Origin of the sequence: Streptomyces sp. NPDC029044 (assembly GCF_040637495.1) — a bacterium.
Taxonomy (GTDB): Bacteria; Actinomycetota; Actinomycetes; order Streptomycetales; family Streptomycetaceae; genus Streptomyces.
On sequence record NZ_JBEZWN010000004.1, the window covers coordinates 44,203 to 63,012 of the forward strand.

18 protein-coding genes, 1 pseudogene and 1 riboswitch are annotated in these 18,810 nt (G+C 72.3%); of the genes and pseudogenes, 8 read left to right on the plus strand and 11 right to left on the minus strand.

Annotated features, from left to right (window positions below; genetic code table 11):
- Nucleotides 1–95 precede the first annotated feature (95 nt).
- A riboswitch (cobalamin riboswitch) is annotated at nt 96–231 on the minus strand.
- A 171-nt stretch (nt 232–402) separates the two neighbouring features.
- Nucleotides 403–1,083, plus strand: coding sequence for a phosphotransferase (locus AB0E85_RS05120; RefSeq protein ID WP_361922494.1), 681 nt, complete (start codon nt 403–405; stop codon nt 1,081–1,083).
- A 35-nt stretch (nt 1,084–1,118) separates the two neighbouring features.
- The gene (locus AB0E85_RS05125; RefSeq protein WP_361922497.1) at nt 1,119–1,934 is read left to right on the plus strand and encodes an SAM-dependent methyltransferase; all 816 of its coding nucleotides are present in this window, start codon (nt 1,119–1,121) and stop codon (nt 1,932–1,934) included.
- A 4-nt stretch (nt 1,935–1,938) separates the two neighbouring features.
- Here AB0E85_RS05125 and AB0E85_RS05130 read toward each other — a convergent pair whose 3' ends face one another.
- The 3 genes and pseudogenes from AB0E85_RS05130 to AB0E85_RS05140 form a co-directional block, all read right to left on the minus strand.
- Nucleotides 1,939–2,844: a helix-turn-helix transcriptional regulator gene (locus AB0E85_RS05130; RefSeq protein WP_361922500.1), complete on the minus strand. Its 906-nt coding sequence runs from the start codon at nt 2,842–2,844 to the stop codon at nt 1,939–1,941.
- Between the two features lie 58 nt (nt 2,845–2,902).
- Nucleotides 2,903–3,180: pseudogene (locus AB0E85_RS05135) on the minus strand (nuclear transport factor 2 family protein); the annotation flags it as partial.
- An 11-nt stretch (nt 3,181–3,191) separates the two neighbouring features.
- A complete protein-coding gene (locus tag AB0E85_RS05140; RefSeq protein WP_361922503.1) occupies nt 3,192–4,217 on the minus strand; it encodes an MBL fold metallo-hydrolase in 1,026 nt (341 codons plus the stop codon).
- 158 nt (nt 4,218–4,375) lie between these two features.
- Between AB0E85_RS05140 and AB0E85_RS05145 the strand changes: the two genes are divergently transcribed.
- Nucleotides 4,376–5,827, plus strand: a complete 1,452-nt coding sequence (locus tag AB0E85_RS05145) for an aldehyde dehydrogenase (RefSeq protein WP_361922506.1) — start codon at nt 4,376–4,378, stop codon at nt 5,825–5,827.
- 2 nt (nt 5,828–5,829) lie between these two features.
- Nucleotides 5,830–6,063, plus strand: coding sequence for a ferredoxin (locus AB0E85_RS05150; protein WP_361922509.1), 234 nt, complete (start codon nt 5,830–5,832; stop codon nt 6,061–6,063).
- A 329-nt stretch (nt 6,064–6,392) separates the two neighbouring features.
- On the opposite strand, the gene AB0E85_RS05155 is transcribed toward AB0E85_RS05150, so the two are convergent.
- Entirely contained in the window at nt 6,393–7,052 is a 660-nt protein-coding gene (locus AB0E85_RS05155) for a TetR family transcriptional regulator (protein WP_361922512.1), read from the minus strand.
- A 211-nt stretch (nt 7,053–7,263) separates the two neighbouring features.
- Between AB0E85_RS05155 and AB0E85_RS05160 the strand changes: the two genes are divergently transcribed.
- The 3 genes from AB0E85_RS05160 to AB0E85_RS05170 are packed head-to-tail and all read left to right on the plus strand — an operon-like array spanning nt 7,264 to nt 10,504.
- Nucleotides 7,264–8,709: a glycosyltransferase family 4 protein gene (locus AB0E85_RS05160; RefSeq protein ID WP_361922515.1), complete on the plus strand. Its 1,446-nt coding sequence runs from the start codon at nt 7,264–7,266 to the stop codon at nt 8,707–8,709.
- A complete protein-coding gene (locus AB0E85_RS05165; protein ID WP_361922518.1) occupies nt 8,703–9,437 on the plus strand; it encodes a class I SAM-dependent methyltransferase in 735 nt (244 codons plus the stop codon). Before AB0E85_RS05160 ends, AB0E85_RS05165 begins: the two co-directional genes overlap by 7 nt.
- Nucleotides 9,434–10,504, plus strand: a complete 1,071-nt coding sequence (locus AB0E85_RS05170) for a prenyltransferase (protein WP_361922521.1) — start codon at nt 9,434–9,436, stop codon at nt 10,502–10,504. Before AB0E85_RS05165 ends, AB0E85_RS05170 begins: the two co-directional genes overlap by 4 nt.
- A 120-nt stretch (nt 10,505–10,624) precedes the next feature.
- Here AB0E85_RS05170 and AB0E85_RS05175 read toward each other — a convergent pair whose 3' ends face one another.
- The 7 genes from AB0E85_RS05175 to AB0E85_RS05205 all read right to left on the minus strand — a co-directional run bounded on the left by AB0E85_RS05175 (nt 10,625) and on the right by AB0E85_RS05205 (nt 16,967).
- Nucleotides 10,625–10,915 carry a hypothetical protein gene (locus tag AB0E85_RS05175; protein ID WP_361922524.1) on the minus strand — a complete coding sequence of 97 codons (291 nt, stop codon included), beginning with the start codon at nt 10,913–10,915 and terminating at the stop codon, nt 10,625–10,627.
- A gap of 46 nt (nt 10,916–10,961) precedes the next feature.
- Nucleotides 10,962–11,972 carry an LLM class F420-dependent oxidoreductase gene (locus AB0E85_RS05180; protein ID WP_361922527.1) on the minus strand — a complete coding sequence of 337 codons (1,011 nt, stop codon included), beginning with the start codon at nt 11,970–11,972 and terminating at the stop codon, nt 10,962–10,964.
- A 99-nt stretch (nt 11,973–12,071) separates the two neighbouring features.
- Nucleotides 12,072–12,908, minus strand: coding sequence for a hypothetical protein (locus AB0E85_RS05185; protein WP_361922530.1), 837 nt, complete (start codon nt 12,906–12,908; stop codon nt 12,072–12,074).
- A gap of 158 nt (nt 12,909–13,066) precedes the next feature.
- A complete protein-coding gene (locus tag AB0E85_RS05190; protein ID WP_361922533.1) occupies nt 13,067–14,017 on the minus strand; it encodes an N-acetylmuramoyl-L-alanine amidase in 951 nt (316 codons plus the stop codon).
- A gap of 62 nt (nt 14,018–14,079) precedes the next feature.
- Complete coding sequence (locus AB0E85_RS05195) at nt 14,080–14,367, minus strand: hypothetical protein (protein WP_361922536.1); 288 nt, start codon at nt 14,365–14,367, stop codon at nt 14,080–14,082.
- Between the two features lie 108 nt (nt 14,368–14,475).
- On the minus strand, nt 14,476–15,126 hold the full coding sequence (locus AB0E85_RS05200) for a class I SAM-dependent methyltransferase (protein ID WP_361922539.1): 651 nt from the start codon (nt 15,124–15,126) through the stop codon (nt 14,476–14,478).
- 101 nt (nt 15,127–15,227) lie between these two features.
- Nucleotides 15,228–16,967: an MFS transporter gene (locus AB0E85_RS05205; protein WP_361922542.1), complete on the minus strand. Its 1,740-nt coding sequence runs from the start codon at nt 16,965–16,967 to the stop codon at nt 15,228–15,230.
- 194 nt (nt 16,968–17,161) lie between these two features.
- Here AB0E85_RS05205 and AB0E85_RS05210 point away from each other — a divergent pair, with 194 nt between their 5' ends.
- A complete protein-coding gene (locus AB0E85_RS05210) occupies nt 17,162–18,601 on the plus strand; it encodes an MFS transporter (protein ID WP_361922545.1) in 1,440 nt (479 codons plus the stop codon).
- The last annotated feature ends 209 nt before the right edge of the window (nt 18,602–18,810 follow it).

Here is an 18,810-nt window from a genome sequence, read left to right on the forward strand (position 1 = left end):
TCTCCCTGTGGGGGAGCCGGGCAGCACGGGACACCCCGGCGGCTCGGCTCCGTATACCTCGACGGTGCCGTGCCCGGCGGTCTGCCGGGCACGCGAGCCGGTCACGAACCGTACGGGGCGATCCGGCTCACCACCTCGGGCGGTGGTTCACGGTTGCGGGTCAGCGCCGGAATTGCACCGGCTTCCCCCCGTACGGTGTGATGACGACCCGCTTACTGTACCCGGACGTAGGAAACCGGCCGAGGGGGCCGGGTGGGGGCTTGGTCACGTGCGGGCGGGGACGGGCAGCGCGGCGGCTTGGCCCCATGCCGGGTGTGGGGAGGCCTGGTCCGGGGCCGGGCGGCGAAGGGGTTGGCGCTCTCGGCCCGGTGGGGGCGCCGCGGATGCGGGTAGCTTCGCTTCATGCCGATCACGCCGCCGCCGGGACAGCTGCTCGGATCCGGGCGCCGGGCCGATGTGTTCGAGATCGACGCGGCGTGGGTGCTGCGTCGGGAGCGTGAGGGCAGGGGTGACGCGGTGGCCGAGGGGGCCGTGATGGAGCACGTGCGCGCCCACGGTTATCCCGTTCCCCGGGTCCGGCCCTCCGGTTCGCGCACCGACCTGGTGATGGAGCGGCTCTCCGGCCCGACCATGCTCCAGGCCTGCCTCGCCGGCACCCTGGACGTGGCCGAGGCAGGGCGCATCCTCGCCAGGTTGCTGCGCGACCTGCACGCCGTCCCCGCCCTGCGCGCCACCGACCCGGCCGTCCGTGTCCTGCACCTGGACCTGCACCCGGAGAACGTGATCATCACCCCCGACGGTCCCCGCGTCATCGACTGGTCGGACGCGGAGGAGGGCGACCCGGGGCTGGACTGGGCGGCGACCGCGGTGGTCCTCGCGCAGGCCGCCGTCGCCGGCGACTCCCTCTCCGCACCGGCAGACACCATGCTGACCGCCCTCCTCGACGGCCCGTCCCCGCTCTCCCGCACAGCCCTGACCGAGGCCCTGCGCCGCCGGGGTGCCAATCCGACGATGGGCCGAGCCGAGGTCGAACTCCTGGAAAGCGCAGAGGAGTTGATCCTCTCCCGGACGCGGACCGGCTAACGTGGGGCTTCCCGACCACTCACGCAGGAGCGTCCATGACCGACCAGGCGGAGAACCCCGAGCAGGAGCCGTTCCCCAAGATCGACACCTCGGTGCCGCACTCGGCCCGGATCTGGAACTACTGGCTGGGCGGGAAGGACAACTACGAAGTCGACCGGGTGGCCGGTGACGCGTTCCGCGAGATCTTCCCCGGCATCGAGACCGGCGCCCGCGCCGCCCGCTACTTCCTCGCCCGGGCCGTCCGTCACCTGGCCGCCGAGGAGGGCATCCGCCAGTTCCTGGACATCGGCACCGGCCTGCCCAACGTCGACAACACCCACCAGATCGCCCAGCGCGTGGCCCCGGAGAGCCGGATCGTCTACGTCGACAACGACCCCCTGGTGCTGGCCCACGCCCGCGCGCTGCTCACCAGCACACCGGAAGGCGTCACCAACTACGTGGACGCCGACCTGCGCGAGCCGGGCACGATCGTCCGCGAGGCCGGGAAGACCCTGGACTTCGACCGGCCCGTCGCCCTCATGCTGATGGGCATCCTGGGCCACATCGAGGACCACGACGAGGCCCGCTCGATCGTCCGGCAGCTCGTGGACGCCCTGCCCCCCGGCAGCTACCTCGTGCAGTACGACTCCACCGACACCAGCGAGGAGTACGTCCGCGCCATCCAGCAGTACAACGACGGCGGTTCGATCCCGTACATCCTGCGCAGCCCCGAGCAGATCGCGCGCTACTTCGACGGTCTGGAGCTGCTCGAACCGGGCGTGGCCTCCTGCTCGCGCTGGCGTCCCGACGCGGCGGCCCTGGGGCTTCCCGCCGAGGTGCACCAGTACGGCGGCGTCGCCCGCAAGAACTGAGCGCTCAGGTCTCCTGAAGGATGCGGTGCAGGATGGTCGGAGTCTCGTCCGGCGACTCGGCTTCGACCACCAGCCGGTTCATGGCGTCCCAGTAGCACTCGATGTCGGCCGGCCGGTCGGGGTAGAGCGCGCCGGTGAGCTGCTCCAGGTAGACCACGTCGGGCAACTGCCCGCCGGGCAGCCGCAGGATGGTGACCGGACCGCCCTCGGCCGCGTGCGCGCCGGCCGCGAACGGCAGGATCTGCACCGTGACGTGCGGGAGCCGGCACATCTCGATGAGATGCCTGAGCTGGTCCCGCATGACGGGGAGACCGCCCACCGGACGGCGCAGCGCCGCCTCGTCGATCACGGCCCACAACCGGGTCGCCGGCTGCCGGTGCAGGATCCGCTGGCGGACCATCCGCAGCGCGACCCGGCGGTCGGTCTCCGCGGCACCGGCGTCCGGGTGGGCGAGCCGGACGTCGGCCCGGGCGTAGTCGGGGGTCTGCAACAGGCCGGGCACGCGCTGGACCCGGAAGCAGCGGATGAGGCCGGCCGCCTGCTCGGCCCCGAGGTAGGTCTGCGTCCAGGCGGGCACGACGTCGCTGTACTGCCGCCACCAGGCGGGGGTGTTGGCCTGCTCGGCCAGCGCCAGCAGGGTGGCCCGCTCGGCCTCGTCGGTGACGCCGTAGAGGGTGAGCAGATCGGCGACGTCACGCAGCTTGAAGCCGTGGCGGCCGGCCTCCATCCGGCTGATCTTGGAGGAGGAGGCACGGATGACGTGCCCGGCGTCCGCCCGGCCGATGCCCCGCGCCTCCCGCAGCCCGCGCAGCCGGGCGCCGAGGGCGAGGCGCGGCACCATGGGCCCCGTGCACCCGCCGTCCAGGGCCCCGCTGCCGGTCGTCGTGCGTGCGGCCTCTTCGGTGCCCATGGGCATCTCTCCCGGTGCGAGCGTTGCTTCCGACCATCCTAGGGGGCGCCCGGAAACGTCAAGAGCCTTGTGACGCGGGCATGTTCGGGCGCGGGGTGGGGCCGCCGAACGGCAGGTGGAGGGTCCGTGAGGCGAACAGCCAGGCCCCGTCGCCCACCCGGCGGAACGTGTCCTCGTAGTGCCCGACCTGGACCGGCGGCCCGGCCGGGACGAACCGCCCTCGTAGCCGTCGACGCGGTACGTCGTGAAGCAGGAGACCGCCCGCGCCGTCTCCGGTGACGTCACCGTGACCAGGACATTGGACATCATGCGGCGGGACAGCCGGTCGGCCGGGCGGGAGCCGACGTCTACACCGCCACGTACCGCACCGGCTCGCTCCCCGGTACCGCCTCCGCCCGGCCCAGCTTCACCAGCCGCCGCAGATGCGCCTCGGCCTCCGAGACGGCGATGGTGCGGGAACCGTACGGGATCTCGGCCCAGGGGCGGTTCCACTCCATGCGCTCGGCGAGCTGCCAGGGGGTGAGGGGCTCGGCGAGCAGCGCCAGCAGGTCGGTCAGGCGGGACTCGTGGTGTGTGAGCAACTCCCGTACGCGGCCGGCGGCGTCGGAGAACGGGTGCTGGTGGGCCGGGAGGATCTCGGCGGGGGCCAGCCGGCCGACGCGCTCCAGGGAGTCGAGGTAGTCGCCCAGGGGGTCGGTGACGGTGGTGTCGTCCGGATCCTCGTAGAGGCCGATGTGCGGGGTGATCCCGGGCAGCAGGTGGTCGCCGGAGAACAGGCGACCTCGGCCCGGGAGTTGAGCCGGGTGGTCCTCCTCCAGGTGGAGGCAGACGTGGCCGGGTGTGTGCCCCGGGGTCCAGATCGCGCGCAGGCGGCGTCCGGGCAGCGCAAGGAGTTCGCCGGGGACGATGTCGCGGTCGGGCAGGGCCGGGGAGAGGCCTGGCAGGGCGCGGGGCCGGGGCGCCCGCAGCGGGGCGATGTGCTCCTCGGGGGCGCCGGCCGCGGTGAGCTTGGCCGCCATGTACGTGAACCAGCGCTCGGGGCGGGCCTCCCGGGTCCGCCGCACGACCGCGGTGTCCGCGGCGTGCATCGCGATCCACGCGCCCGACGCCTCCCGGACCCGGCCGGACAGGCCGTGGTGGTCCGGGTGGTGGTGGGTGATGACCACGCCGTGGATCTGGGCCGCGGACGTGCCACAGGCCGTGAGGCCCCGAGTGAGGGTGTCCCAGGACTCCGGGTCGTCCCAGCCGGTGTCGATCAGCACCGGGCCGCGGTCGGTGTCGACGACGTACACCAGCGTGTGGCCGAGCGGGTTGTCCGGGATCGGGACCCGGAGCGACCGGACGCCTCCGCCGTGGTCGGTCACCTGTGTCATGGGCTCCCCCGTCGCCGGCTCCCCGCCACTATAACTAGAACGGGTTCCAGCGAGGAGTCTCTCCGCGGTGCGCGGTCCGTGGACTCCTCGGGGCGGGGCTGGTATCAGTGGCATATCTGATGCACCGTCAGAGAACGCTCCCGGGGAGGCAGTCGGCCATGACCGAGCTCGTGGAACACGGACAGCTGTTCATCGGCGGGGAGTTGACCGACCCCCTGGGCCGGGACGTCATCGAGGTGATCTCGCCGCACACCGAGGAGGTCATCGGACGTGTCCCGCACGCCTCGACGGCGGACGTGGACCGCGCCGTGGCGGCGGCCCGGCGCGCGTTCGACGAGGGGCCCTGGCCGCGCATGAGCCTCGACGAGCGGATCGAGGTCGTGGGCCGCATCAAGGACGCCATCGCCCTCCGGCACGACGAGATCGCCCGTGTCATCTCCGCCCAGAACGGCTCGCCGTACTCCTGGAGCATCCTCGCCCAGGCGCTCGGCGCGGTGATGGTCTGGGACTCGGCGATCACCGTCGCCCGGAACTTCACCCACGAGGAGCGGCGGGACGGCGTGCTGGGCAGGATCCTCGTACGGCGCGAGCCCGTCGGGGTCGTGGCCGCCGTGGTCCCCTGGAACGTGCCGCAGTTCGTCGCCGCCGCCAAGCTCGCCCCGGCCCTGCTCACCGGCTGCACGGTCGTCCTCAAGCCGTCGCCCGAGTCGCCGCTCGACGCGTACCTGCTCGGCCAGATCGCCCGCGAGGCAGGGCTGCCGGAGGGCGTGCTGTCGATCCTGCCCGCCGACCGGGAGGTCAGCGAGTACCTGGTCGGGCACCCCGGCGTCGACAAGGTGTCCTTCACCGGGTCGGTCGCGGCCGGCAAGCGCGTGATGGAGGTCGCCGCCCGCAACCTCACCCGCGTGACGCTCGAACTGGGCGGCAAGTCCGCGGCCGTCGTGCTGCCCGACGCGGACGTCGAGACGGCCGTGGCGGGCATCGCCCCGGCGGCCTGGATGAACAACGGGCAGGCCTGCGTCGCCCAGACCCGCATCCTCCTGCCGCGCTCCCGCTACGACGAGTTCGCCGACGCCCTCGCCGCCGCGGCGGGCGCCCTGACGGTCGGCGACCCGCTGGACCCGGCGACCCAGGTGGGCCCGCTGGTGGCCCGGCGGCAGCAGCAGCGCAACCTCGACTACATCCGCATCGGGCAGGAGGAGGGCGCAAAGATCCTCTCCGGCGGCGGACGCCCGGCCGGCCTGGACCGCGGCTGGTACGTCGAGCCGACCCTCTTCGGCGACGTCGACAACTCCATGCGCATCGCCCGCGAGGAGATCTTCGGCCCGGTGATCTGCCTGCTGCCCTACGACGACGAGTCCGACGCCGTGAAGATCGCCAACGACTCCGACTACGGGCTGAGCGGCAGCGTGTGGACGGCGGACGTCGAGCACGGCATCGACATCGCGCGCCAGGTCCGCACGGGCACGTACTCCGTCAACACCTTCAGCCTGGACATGCTCGGCCCCTTCGGCGGCTACAAGAACTCGGGGCTGGGGCGGGAGTTCGGGCCCGAGGGGTACGGCGAGTACCTGGAGCACAAGATGATCCACCTCCCGGCGCAGGCCTAGCGATGGGCGACCGCTGGCACATCGAGGTCGACCGCTCCCTGTGCATCGGCTCCGCGCAGTGCCTCCACCACGCGCCGGACGGCTTCCGTCTGGACGCCGCCCGCCAGTCCCGTCCCACGGCCCCCGACATGGACGCGAACGAGCGGGTGCTGGAGGCGGCCGAATGCTGCCCGGCGGAGGCGATCACGATCACACTGGGGGACAGCGGGGAGGCGGTGTTCCCGCCGGACGAGTAGCGCCCGTAGCGCCCGTAGCGCCCGTAGCGCCGGAGCACCGTGGTGCCCTGGTGCCCGAAAAATCATGGATCGAGGGGTTTCATTCCCTTGCGGGCGTTCTATCCTGGAAATCGGCCTACGAGGCGAGTGAGGGAGTCCGACCGGAGTAGCCGACGTCGGCGGGAAGCTTCAGTTCCGGCTTCCGCTGGTGCCGACTGCGACGGTAGGGCTGAGAGGCCGGAAGGACGCAGGGCCGCAAGGCCGGGCGACCGGAAGGCGACCCCCATCACCTGATCCGGACCATGCCGGCGAAGGGAACCCGTCTCGTAGGTCCTCGTCGTGTCCGGGGGCTACACCGTGGCCGGTGCCGTCAGGTCGATCAGACGGCACACCGTCTCGATGTCGATCTTCACCTGGGCGATCGAGGCCCGGCCCGACAGCCACGTGATCAGCGCGGAGTGCCAGGTGTGCTCGATGACCCGGACCGCCGAAAGCTGCTCCGGGGTCGGGTTCTCCTGGCCCATCGCGTCCAGGATGATCGCCGTCGTCTGACGGGAGACCTGGTCGACCTCGGGGCTCACGCTGCGGTCGGCGAAGGTGAGGGCGCGGACCATCGCGTCGGCCAGATGCGGCTCGCGCTGGAGGGCGCGGAAGGCCCGCATCAGCGTCTCGGCCACCCGCTCGGCCGCCGTCTCACCCTGCGGGGGCTTCTTCCGCAGGGTGCCGTGCATGTGCTCCAACTGGTCCTGCATCGTGGCGACCAGCAGATGGATCTTGGAAGGGAAGTAGCGGTACAGCGTGCCGAGCGCCACCTGCGAGGACTCCGCCACCTCCCGCATCTGCACGGCGTCGAAGCCGCCCCGGCTGGCCAGCTGCGCACTCGCGTGCAGGATGCGGCGGCGGCGCGCCTCCTGTCGCTCCGTGAGGGGCGGGGAGGCGGGGGCTGCCGCTCCGGCTTCCACCTTGGCCGGCTTGTTCACCTTGGCGCTCACCTTGGCTTCCGCGGGCATGTGTCGGTCCCGTTCCGTGACCGTCCGTGAGGACGAGTGATCACACAGCATGGCACGGCGCCGGTCGTGGCGTGAATCACCTGATCCACTGCTCACAGCACCCCTACCTGCCGGTAGATTCAGAGCCTCCGAACGATCAAGTCTGAAACTTGTTCTAGATTAGCGTCCCGGCGTAATCTCGCGGGACAGTGCAGGGAGAAGGGGGCCCAGAGTGACCGCTGAGGCCAGTCAGGCCGGGGCTACGGAGGGCCCCGCCGCCGACGGCTTGCGACCGCTCCACATCGCGCTCCTCACCTATAAAGGGGACCCGTTCTGCGGCGGACAGGGCGTCTACGTCCGGCACCTCTCCCGCGAACTGGCCCGCCTCGGCCACCGGGTCGAGGTCATCGGCGCCCAGCCCTACCCCGTCCTCGACGAGGGCTACGACGGGCTGAGCCTCACCGAGCTGCCCAGTCTCGACCTGTACCGCCAGCCGGATCCTTTCCGCACGCCGGGGCGCGGCGAGTACCGCGACTGGATCGACGCGCTGGAAGTCGCGACGATGTGGACGGGCGGCTTCCCGGAACCGCTGACCTTCTCGCTGCGCGCCCGCCGCCATCTGCGCGCCCGCCGCGGCGAGTTCGACGTCGTGCACGACAACCAGACCCTCGGCTACGGCCTGCTGGGCGATGTCGGCGCGCCGCTGGTGACCACCATCCACCACCCCATCACCGTCGACCGGCAGCTGGAACTGGACGCGGCGGACGGGCGGAAGCGGCGCCTGTCGGTGCGGCGCTGGTACGCCTTCACACGCATGCAGAAGCGCGTCGCCCGCCGGCTGCCGTCCGTGCTCACCGTCTCCGGCACCTCGCAGCAGGAGATCATCGACCACCTCGGTGTCCGGCGGGACCGCATCCACGTGGTCCACATCGGCGCCGACACCGACCTGTTCTCGCCGGACCCCTCGGTGCCGGTCGTGCCGGGCCGGATCGTGACGACGTCCAGCGCGGACGTGCCGCTGAAGGGGCTGGTGCACCTCGTCGAGGCCCTGGCCAAGGTGCGTACCGAGCACCCCGGCGCCCATCTCGTCGTCGTCGGCAAGCGCCCCACCGAAGGACCGGTCGCCCAGGCGATGGAGCGCTACGGCCTCGAAGGTGCCGTCGAGTTCGTCAAGGGCATCACCGACGAGGAACTCGTCGACCTCGTGCGCTCGGCGCAGGTCGCCTGCGTGCCGTCGCTCTACGAGGGCTTCTCGCTCCCGGCCGCCGAGGCCATGGCGACGGGCACGCCCCTGCTCGCCACGACCGGCGGCGCCATACCGGAGGTCGCCGGCCGCGACGGTGAGACGTGCCTGGCGGTACCGCCCGGCGACGCGGGCGCGCTCGCCGCGGGCCTGGGCCGGCTGCTGGGCGACGCGGAGCTGCGCGCCCGCCTCGGCACGGCCGGGCGTGAACGGGTCCTGCGGCACTTCACCTGGGCCAGGGCCGCGGAGGGCACGGTGGCCCGCTACCGCGAGGCGATCGACCGGGCCGGAGTGCGCACCGTCCCGCACACTTCCGGCCCTCCGGCCCCCTCGACCGGTGCCGTGGCCGCAGCCCCGGCAGGCACAGCCGGTGCTGTCTCCGCAGCCCCGGCAGATGTAGAAGGCGTCAACTCCGAAAGCAGGGCCACGTGCTGACCGTCGACTTCTCCCGGTTCCCGCTCGCCCCGGGCGACCGCGTCCTGGACCTCGGCTGCGGTGCCGGCCGGCACGCCTTCGAGTGCTACCGGCGGGGCGCACAGGTCGTGGCCCTGGACCAGAACGCCGACGAGATCCGCGAGGTCGCCACGTGGTTCGCGGCGATGAAGGAGGCCGGCGAGGCCCCCGAGGGCGCCACCGCAACGGCCATGGAGGGCGACGCCCTCGCGCTGCCCTTCCCCGACGAGTCCTTCGACGTCGTGATCATCTCCGAGGTGATGGAGCACATCCCGGACGACAAGGGCGTCCTCGCGGAGATGGTGCGGGTGCTGAAGCCCGGCGGGCGCATCGCCGTCACCGTCCCGCGCTACGGGCCCGAGAAGGTCTGCTGGGCCCTCTCCGACGCCTACCACGAGGTGGAGGGCGGCCACATCCGCATCTACAAGGCCGACGAGCTGGTGGAGAAGATCCGCGAGGCCGGCCTGGAGCCGTACGGGTCGCACCACGCACATGCCCTGCACTCGCCCTACTGGTGGCTCAAGTGCGCCTTCGGCGTCGACAACGACAAGGCGCTGCCGGTGCGGGCGTACCACAAGCTGCTCGTCTGGGACATCATGAAGAAGCCGCTGGCCACCCGGGTCGCCGAGCAGGCGCTGAACCCGCTGATCGGCAAGAGCTTCGTGGCGTACGCGACCAAGCCGCACCTGCCCCGGGTGGACGCCAAGTGACGACCCCCCGGACAGAACACCTCGTCCTGCCCGGGGTCCTCACCGCCGGGCAGGCCGCCGCGACCGTCGCCGGCATCCTCGCCGTGCAGCGCGAGGACGGCGCGATCCCCTGGTTCCGGGGGCACCACCTCGACCCGTGGGACCACGTCGAGGCGGCCATGGCGCTCGACACGGCCGGCGAGCACGAGGCCGCCGAACGCGCCTACCTGTGGCTGGCCCGGCACCAGAACGAGGACGGCTCCTGGTACGCCGCATACACCGACGGCGAGCACGACGCGGTCACCGACCGGGGCCGGGAGACCAACTTCGTCGCCTACATAGCCGTCGGCGTCTGGCACCACTACCTCGCCACCGGCGACGACGCGTTCCTGGACCGGATGTGGCCGGCGGTGTACGCGGCGGTGGAGTTCGTGCTGGGCCTCCAGCAGCCCGGCGGGCAGATCGGCTGGCGGCGCGACGACGACGGCACGCGGACGGCCGACGCCCTGCTGACGGGAAGCTCCTCCATCCACCACGCCCTGCGCTGCGCCCTGGCCATCGCCGAGCAGCGGGAAGAGGCCCAACCGGACTGGGAGTTGGCGGCGGGAGCACTGCGGCACGCCATACGCCACCACCCCGAGCGGTTCCTGGACAAGAACCGGTACTCGATGGACTGGTACTACCCCGTGCTCGGCGGTGCGCTGACCGGAGCGGAGGCCAAGGCCAGGATCGAGGAGGACTGGGACCGGTTCGTCGTCCCCGGGCTGGGCGTGCGGTGTGTGGTGCCCAACCCGTGGGTGACGGGGGGTGAGTCGGCCGAACTCGCGCTCGCGCTGTGGGCGATGGGGGAGTCCGACCGGGCGCTGGAGATCCTTCAGTCGATCCAGCACCTGCGGGACGAGGACAGCGGGCTGTACTGGACCGGGTATGTGTTCGACGACGACGCGATCTGGCCGCGGGAGCTGACGACGTGGACCGCGGGGTCGTTGTTGCTGGCCGTTGCCGCGTTGGGTGGGCACGAGGCTACGTGTCAGGTCTTCGGTGGTGCGGAGTTGCCTGTGGGGCTTGAGTCGGACTGTTGCGCCTAGGAGCTCGGGGGCTCGCCCGCAGTGCGGGCGCGGGTGGTGTGTGGCTTGTCGCGCCCACGCGGCGGAGCCGCATGTCGACACAGCCCCGCGCCCCTTTGGGGCGAGCCCCTCTGGGCGTTGTCAGTGGCGGGTCCTGTTGGCGATCGCGTGGCCGACGAACAGGTACACCACCGCTGCCAGGCCGTAGCCGCAGACCACTCGGGCCCATGCCTCGTCGAAGGTGAACAGGTCGTGCGACCAGCCGGCGAGCCAGCGGGCCGCGTCGTGGATGAACTGGACGAACGAGTTGCCGGGGTTGGCGTCCAGCAGGTACATCAGGATCCAGAGACCCAGGATCAGGGCCATGATGTCGGCCACGACCGCCACGATCGTGCCGGCTTGATTCGCACCGTTGCGATATCGAGGGGACATACCTTCCGGATTGCCCTTGAACTCTGGATGAAACCAGGGGATTCGCTCAGGAGTTCAACTCGGCGAGTACCCGCAGGGTGTGCGGGTCGGGACTGAGCACGAGGAGGTCCGTCACCGGTCCCTTGCGCCACGACTCCAGGCGCTCGGCGATCCGTTCGCGCGGACCGACCAGGGAGATCTCGTCGGCGAAGGCGTCGGGGACCGCCAGCACGGCCTCCTCCCTGCGGCCGGAGAGGAACAGCTCTTGGATGCGGCGGGCCTCGGCCTCGTAGCCCATGCGGGCCATCAGGTCGGCGTGGAAGTTGCGGGCCGCGTGGCCCATGCCGCCGATGTAGAACCCGAGCATCGCCTTGACGGGCAGCAGGCCTTCGGCGACGTCGTCGCAGATCCGGGCCTGCGCCATCGGCGCCACCAGGAACCCCTCGGGCAGCTCCGCCAGGGCCGGACCGTAGACCTCCGGCCGGGTCGGCGACCAGTACAGCGGCAGCCAGCCGTCGGCGATCCGGGTGGTCTGGGCGACGTTCTTCGGCCCCTCCGCGCCCAGCAGGACCGGCAGGTCCGGGCGGAGCGGGTGCGTGATCGGCTTGAGGGGTTTGCCGAGGCCCGTGGCGTCCGGCCCCCGGTAGGGGTGGGAGTGGAAGCGGCCCGCCAGTTCGACGGGGGCCTCGCGGCGCAGCACCTGCCGCAGGACGTCGACGTACTCGCGGGTGGCGGTGAGCGGCGAGGCGGGGAACGGGCGGCCGTACCAGCCCTCGACGACCTGCGGGCCGGAGAGGCCGAGGCCGAGCATCATGCGGCCGCCGGACAGGTGGTCCAGGGTGAGGGCGTGCATCGCGGTCGTCACCGGCGACCGGGCTGCCATCTGCGCGACGGCCGTGCCGAGCCGGATCCGGGAGGTGTGGGCGGCGATCCAGGTGAGCGGGGTGAAAGCGTCCGAGCCCCAGGACTCCGCCGTCCACACGGAGTCGTAGCCGAGCCGCTCGGCTTCCTGCGCGAGGGCGAGATGGCCGGGGGAGGGGCCGCGGCCCCAGTAACCGAGCGCGAGACCGAGCCGCATACCTGCCTCCTGACGATGCGTCAGCTGACGGAGGCGACGACTGTACGGCAACGGCCCCCCACCCGGAAGGGCGAGGGGCCGTGGGAGAGGGGTGCGGGCTCAGCCGCGCTGGATGCCCGACGTGTCCTGGAGGACACCGCGGCGGCCGTCCTGCGTCTGGGCGACCAGGGCCGCGCCGCGCTGCTCGACGGCCAGGTACCAGGTACCCGGGGCGAGTTCGGCGATCGGCGTGGGCGAGCCGTCCTCCGCGAACAGCGGCCGCGGCACCGGCACCGCGAACCAGAACGGGGAGAAGTCCCCGGCCGGCGGCTGCGGCTGAGGCTGGGCCTGCGCCTGCTGGGGCTGACCGCCGAACGGCTGCCCGGGCTGTCCCGGCTGCGGCTGGCCGTAACCGCCGGGCTGCTGCGCGCCCGGGTAGCCGTAACCACCGGGAGGCTGGGCGCCATAGGGCTGCGGGGCGGCCGGCCGGGGGGCCGGGAGCAAAGCGCCCTTGAGGACCGGGACGAGGGGGGTGGCGAGGGCGGCGGCGGCCATCAGCAGCGTGGCGACGAGGGCGAGGATGATGCCGATGCCGGGGCTCGGGGCGCCCTCGCTGCCGTTGTCACCGATGTTGTCGAAGCCACCGGGCACGTCGAAGATGTTGCCCAGCGCGCTCCACGCGGCGAACACCGTGAAGGCGACGCCGAACGGGACGAGTTCCAGTCCCGCGATCTTCGGGGCCTGCGGAAGGCCCCGGCCGACGACGACGAGCGCGGCGCCGATGATCCCGGCCAGCACGACGCTGAACACGACCGGGCCGCTGCCCCACAGGCTGGGGAGGTCGACGCTGTCGGGGACATTGTCGAACGAGTAGAGGTCGAGGAACGACGCGATCAACAGCAATACCGCTGCTCCGATCACCACGCCGTCGCCCCGAGTGAGGGAGCGGATATTCACTTCAGGTCCTTCGTAGGTCGTCTCATCGTCGGTAGAGGCGTCGCTGTCACCATGCCGCCGTCCGGACTCGGTGTGAAGCGCGGGGGTGGCCCCTCATCGTAAGGAGGACCCTATCGTCCGCCAGGTCAGGGTGTCCGCCGGGATCTGCCGGTCCGGGACTACCCGCGCAGAAAACTCACGATTCCCTCGGAGATCCCTTGCGCCGCCTTCTGTCGCCACGCGCCGCTGGTGAGCAACGCAGCGTCCTTGCTATCGCGCATGTTGCCGCACTCGATGAACACCTTGGGAACCGTTGACAGATTGAGACCGCCCAGGTCCTTACGCGTGACGAGTCCGCCGCCGTCACCGATGTAGTTGGAGGGCGCGCTGCCGGTGACCGCGACGAAGCGGCCCACGACGGCTTCGCCGAGATCGCGGGAGGGGCCGACGATCGCCCGGGTGTCCGCGGCACCCGCCTTGACCGGACCGGGCAGGATCACGTGGAAGCCGCGGTTGCCGGCGCCGGAGCCGTCCGCGTGGATCGAGACCACCGCGTCGGCCTTCGCCTCGTTGCCGATCCGGGCCCGTTCGTCCACGCACGGCCCGTACGGCCGGTCGGCGTCCTGTGTCAGCTTCACCGTGGCGCCCTGCTTCTCCAGCAGCGTGCGCATCCGGTGCGCCACGTCCAGCGTGAACTTCGCCTCGCTGTAACCGTCGTTGGTGGACGTGCCCGTGGTGTCGCACTCCTTGCGGTTCGTCCCGATGTCCACCTGGCGGTTGATCTCGGACGTGTGCCGGAAGTTGCCCGGGTTGTGCCCCGGGTCGATGACGACGACCTTGCCCTTGAGCGGGCCGGTGCCGGCGGGCGCGGAGGCGGAGGTCGTGCCGGTGGGCTCCGGAGAGGCGCCCGGCTCCTTGGCGTCGTCGGAGGGCGTACTCGACGCGGCCGGCGGGGAGGACCGTACGGTCGCCCGCCCCGAGCCGCCGTCGTCCCCCGGTCCGCCGACCGTCTCGTACACCAGCCAGCCGAGCAGCGCCCCCGGCACCAGCGCGGCGAGCGCGACGGTCAGGGGGCCGCGGCGGGGGCGGCGGTTCTGGGGAGGTTCGAAGTCCGGGCCTGCGTACGACACGCTGCCACCCTAGCGGCCACGAGCGGGGGCGGCGGGCCGCGGACGGCCGGGCGGTGTGGCGGTTACGCCCCGTTCCCGCCGGCGTCCCCGTGCCGTACCGCCTCCTTCACCCGCGCCTCCACCTCCTGGCGCGGTGTGCCCTCCTGCTTCGCGTAGCCGGTCACCGCGGCCTGGACGTCCCGGGCGAGATCGCGCCAGGCGCGCCAGGCCGTCTCCCAGGTGGTGGTCTGCTGGTCGCTCCACTTGGTCTGGGTGGGCGGCCCGTACGCGTCCTGGAGGTGACGCACGCGGGCGTACGCCTCGTCCGCCGCGCGCTGCTTCTCCACGAGCTCTGCGAAGGTGTGTGCCACGCGCCCGGATCCTTGGGCAGCGGCGGTCCGCCCGCCGACGCGCCACGCCGCCCGTGGGCCGACCGGGCGGGGGTGCGAAGGGCGCAGTTCACCCGCCCAGCCGTTCTCTCAGATGCCCGGGCCGGTGCGGCGCAGGACCCGCAGCGAGTCCGTCGCCGAGACCTCGGTGAACGCGCCGGAGGCGAGCGCCCGGAGGTAGATCCGGTAGGGGGCCTGGCCGGTGAACTCGTCCTGCGGGTCGGGGAAGACGTCGTGGATGAGCAACAGGCCGCCCTCGGCGACGTGCGGGGCCCAGCCCTCGTAGTCGGCGCCGGCGTGCTCGTCGGTGTGGCCGCCGTCGATGAAGACGAACCCCAGCGGCGTACGCCAGAACGCGGCGATCCGCGGGGAACGTCCGACCAGCGCCACCACGTGCTCCTCCAGACCCGCCTTGTGGAGCGTGCGGCGGAACGTGGGCAGCGTGTCCATCAGCCCGACCTCCGGGTCGACGGTCTCCGGGTCGTGGTACTCCCAGCCCGGCTGCTGCTCCTCGCTGCCGCGGTGGTGGTCGACGGTGAGCGCGCTGACCCCGGCCTCACGGGCCGCGTCGGCGAGCAGGATCGTGGACCGGCCGCAGTACGTGCCGACCTCCAGCAGTGGCAGCCCGAGCCGCCCGGCCTCCACGGCCGCCGCGTACAGTGCCAGGCCCTCGTCCACCGGCATGAACCCCTTCGCCGCCTCGAACGCGGCCAGGATCTCGGGCTTCGGGGCCGCGGGCATGGGGTTCCTCTCGGTCGTACGACGGTCAGGGCGCCATCGTGCCGTAACCCCTGCCGAGAGGACGACAGCGGGTACCGGTGAGTAGCAGGGGAGGACGGGAGTCAGGCCGAGACCGTCTCGCCCGGCAGCGACAGGTCCAGGTCGACCGGACGTCCGTCGCCCGCGTGGGTCGCGGACGAGGCGAGCGGGCCGTGCCCCTGGGCGCGGGCGGCCACGACGTAGGAGCCCTGTGCCGGGACGGCGAGCGCATAGCTGCCGTCCTCGGCGGAGAGCGTCGCGCCGGCCTGGCGGCCGCGGCGGTCGATCAGCGTGACCTTGGCGCGGGCGACCGGGGCGCCGTCGGCGGCCAGCACCCGGCCACGGAAACCGCGCAGGACCCGCTCGGCGCGCTCCAGCGCCGCGTCCTCCTCGCTGCTCGCCCGCAACTGCGGCTTCTCCGACGGCCGTCGGCCCGGCAGGAACAGCGCCAGGAGCAGGCCCACGGCCACCGCGCCCGTCGCGATCAGGAAGGAGACCCGGAAGCCGTGCATGGTCGGGATCTCGACGCCGCCGACGTCGTTCGCGGTGTTCGCCAGCACCATGCCGATCACGGCGCTCGACACCGAGGTGCCGATGGAGCGCATCAGGGTGTTGAGGCCGTTGGCCGCACCCGTCTCCGACGCCGGGACCGCGCCGACGATCAGCGCGGGCAGCGAGGAGTAGGCGAGACCGATGCCCGCGCCCAGCAGGACCGAGATGACCAGGCTCTGCCAGGCGGCGCTCATCAGGCCGAGGCCGGCGCCGTAGCCGATCGCGATGATCAGCAGACCGAGGATCAGGGTGACCTTGGGGCCGTACTTCGCGGACAGCCGGGCGTAGACGGGCGCCGTGAACATCATCGTCAGGCCGAGCGGCGCCACGAGCAGACCCGCGACGACCATCGACTGGCCGAGGCCGTAGCCGGTGGACGTCGGCAGCTGGAGCAGCTGGGGCAGGACCAGGGAGACGACGTAGAAGGAGACGCCGACCATGATCGACGCGAGGTTGGTGAAGAGGACGGCGGGGCGGGCCGTGGTGCGCAGGTCGACCAGCGGGGCTTTCAGGCGCAGTTCCATCACGCCCCACAGCACGAGCACCACCGCCGATGCCGCGAACAGGCCGAGCGTGGTGCCGGAGGCCCAGCCCCAGTCGCTGCCCTTGGTGATCGGCAGCAGGAACAGCACGAGCCCGGCGGACAGGCCGAGCGCGCCCGGCAGGTCGAAGGAGCCCTCGGCGCGCACCGGGGACTCCGGTACGACGAGGAGGGTCAGGGCGATGGCGAGCACGCCGAGGCCGGCGGCGCCGTAGAACAGGGCGTGCCAGTCGCTGTGCTGGGCGATCAGGGCGGCGGCGGGCAGGGCGAGGCCGCCGCCGACGCCTATGGAGGAACTCATCAGCGCCATCGCCGAGCCGAGCTTCTCGCGGGGCAGCATGTCGCGCATCAGGCCGATGCCGAGCGGGATCGCGCCCATCGCGAAGCCCTGGAGCGTACGGCCGGTGATCATGAGCAGCAGATCGCTGGTGAGCGCGCTGACCAGGGCGCCGACCACCATCACGGCCAGGCTGAGGATCAGCAGGCGGCGCTTGCCGTAGAGGTCGCCGAGGCGGCCCATGATGGGGGTGGCCACCGCTCCCGACAGGAGGGTCGAGGTGAGGACCCAGGTGGCGTTGCTGGGGGCGGTGTCCAGCAGTTGCGGCAGATCCTTGATCACCGGAACGAGCAGGGTCTGCATCACCGCGACAACGATGCCCGCGAAGGCGAGCACCGGGACCACGGCCCCGCTCGCTCTGCCGGCGGGGCGGTCTGTCGTCGTCTGCGTCATTGAGGAGGGCCTCCAGGCCGGGAGCGTCGGGTTACGTGGAGTGGGAACCTTGTATGTCGAGGCAACTATTCCGTTGCTTCGGCACCCTAACGAAAACTTGACCTTCCCTTGAAGGAGAGGCCGGGTGCCTGCCGCTTGTCGGCGCGAGGCCTAGGCCGAAATCCCGATGCAGGGGGCCTGGAGCGGTTGAGAGCATGACACTCATGCTCGAAGCCGCCGAAATGACCCGTACGCCGCGCCGTGCCGCGCCTCCGACCTGGCTGGTGGTGACGCTCACCTGTGCCGGGCAGTTCCTCGTCGTGCTGGACGTGTCCGTCGTCAACGTGGCCCTGCCGTCCATGCGGACCGGGCTCGGGCTCGGCGAGCAGGGCCTTCAGTGGGTCGTGAACGCCTACGCCATCGCCTTCGCCGGCTTCATGCTGCTCGGCGGCCGGGCCGGGGACCTCTACGGCCGCAAGCGGATGTTCCTCGTCGGGCTCGGCCTGTTCACCCTGGCCTCGGCGGCCGGCGGACTGGCCCAGGACGACTGGCAGCTGCTGGTGGCGCGGGCCGTGCAGGGGCTGGGCGCGGCGGTGCTGGCGCCCTCGACGCTGACGATCCTCACCGCCTCCGTGCCCGAGGGGGCGCCCCGGGCCCGGGCCATCGGGACCTGGACCGCGGTCGGGGCCGGTGGTGGAGCGGCGGGCGGCCTGGTCGGCGGACTGCTGGTGGAGGCGCTCTCCTGGCGCTGGGTGCTGCTGATCAACGTGCCCGTCGGGGCCGTGGTGCTGTGCGCCGCCGCGTGGTTCCTCACCGAGGGCAGGGCCGGCGACGGCCGGCGCCTCGACCTGCCCGGCGCGCTGCTCGTCACGTCCGGCCTGGCCACGCTGGCCTACGGCATCTCCCAGACCGAGGCGGTGGGCTGGACGGCACCGGCCACTGTGGTGCCGCTGCTCGCCGGCCTGGCCCTGCTCGGGGCGTTCCTCGCGGTCGAGGCCCGCACGGCGAGCCCGCTGATGCCGCTCGGCCTCCTGCGCATCCGGTCGGTCTCCGCCGCGAACGTCTCCATGTTCCTGTGCGGTTCGGCGATGTTCTGCATGTGGTTCTTCATGACCCTCTACGCGCAGAACGTCCTCGGCTACACCCCGCTGGAGGCCGGCCTCGCCCTCGTGCCGAGCTCCCTGGCCGTCATCCTCGGCTCCAAGCTCGCGCCCCGCCTGATGCGGCCGATGAGCCCGCGCACCGTCGCCGTGCTCGGAACGCTGGTCGCGGTGGCCGGGTTCGCCTGGCAGTCCACGATGACGCCCGACGGCTCCTACGCCACCGCGATTCTCGTCCCCGGCGTCCTCATGATGCTCGGCGCGGGCCTGGCCGCGACCCCGCTCGCCTCCCTGGCGACGTCCGGCGCCGCTCCCGAGGAGGCGGGCCTGGTCTCCGGCCTCGTCAACACCTCCCGCACGATGGGCGGTTCCCTGGGCCTGGCGGTCCTGTCCACCCTGGCGGCGGCCCGGTCGGCGGGCAGCGTGACTCCGCGGGCCCTGACGGAGGGCTACGCGCTGGCGTTCCGGGTGGGGGCCGTGGTGCTGACGGCCGGGGTCGCGCTGATGTGGGTGTGGCTGCCGCGGGCGGCGGGGGAGCGGGAGGCCGCCGCCTGAAAACAGTGCGGCCGGCGTGGCCCGGAACAGGGGCGTGACGACCCGCCACGGGTGCGCCGCCGCTCTTTCGGCCCGGGGGCGGTGCGCCCCGTCCCCGGAGCGCGTCCCCGCCCCGCGGCGGCCCGCACACAGCCTCCCGCAGCTCCCGGGAAACCCGCCCTGACCTGGCCTTTCAGTGCGTCTGGCCCTACCGTCGACGGAAGCGGAAG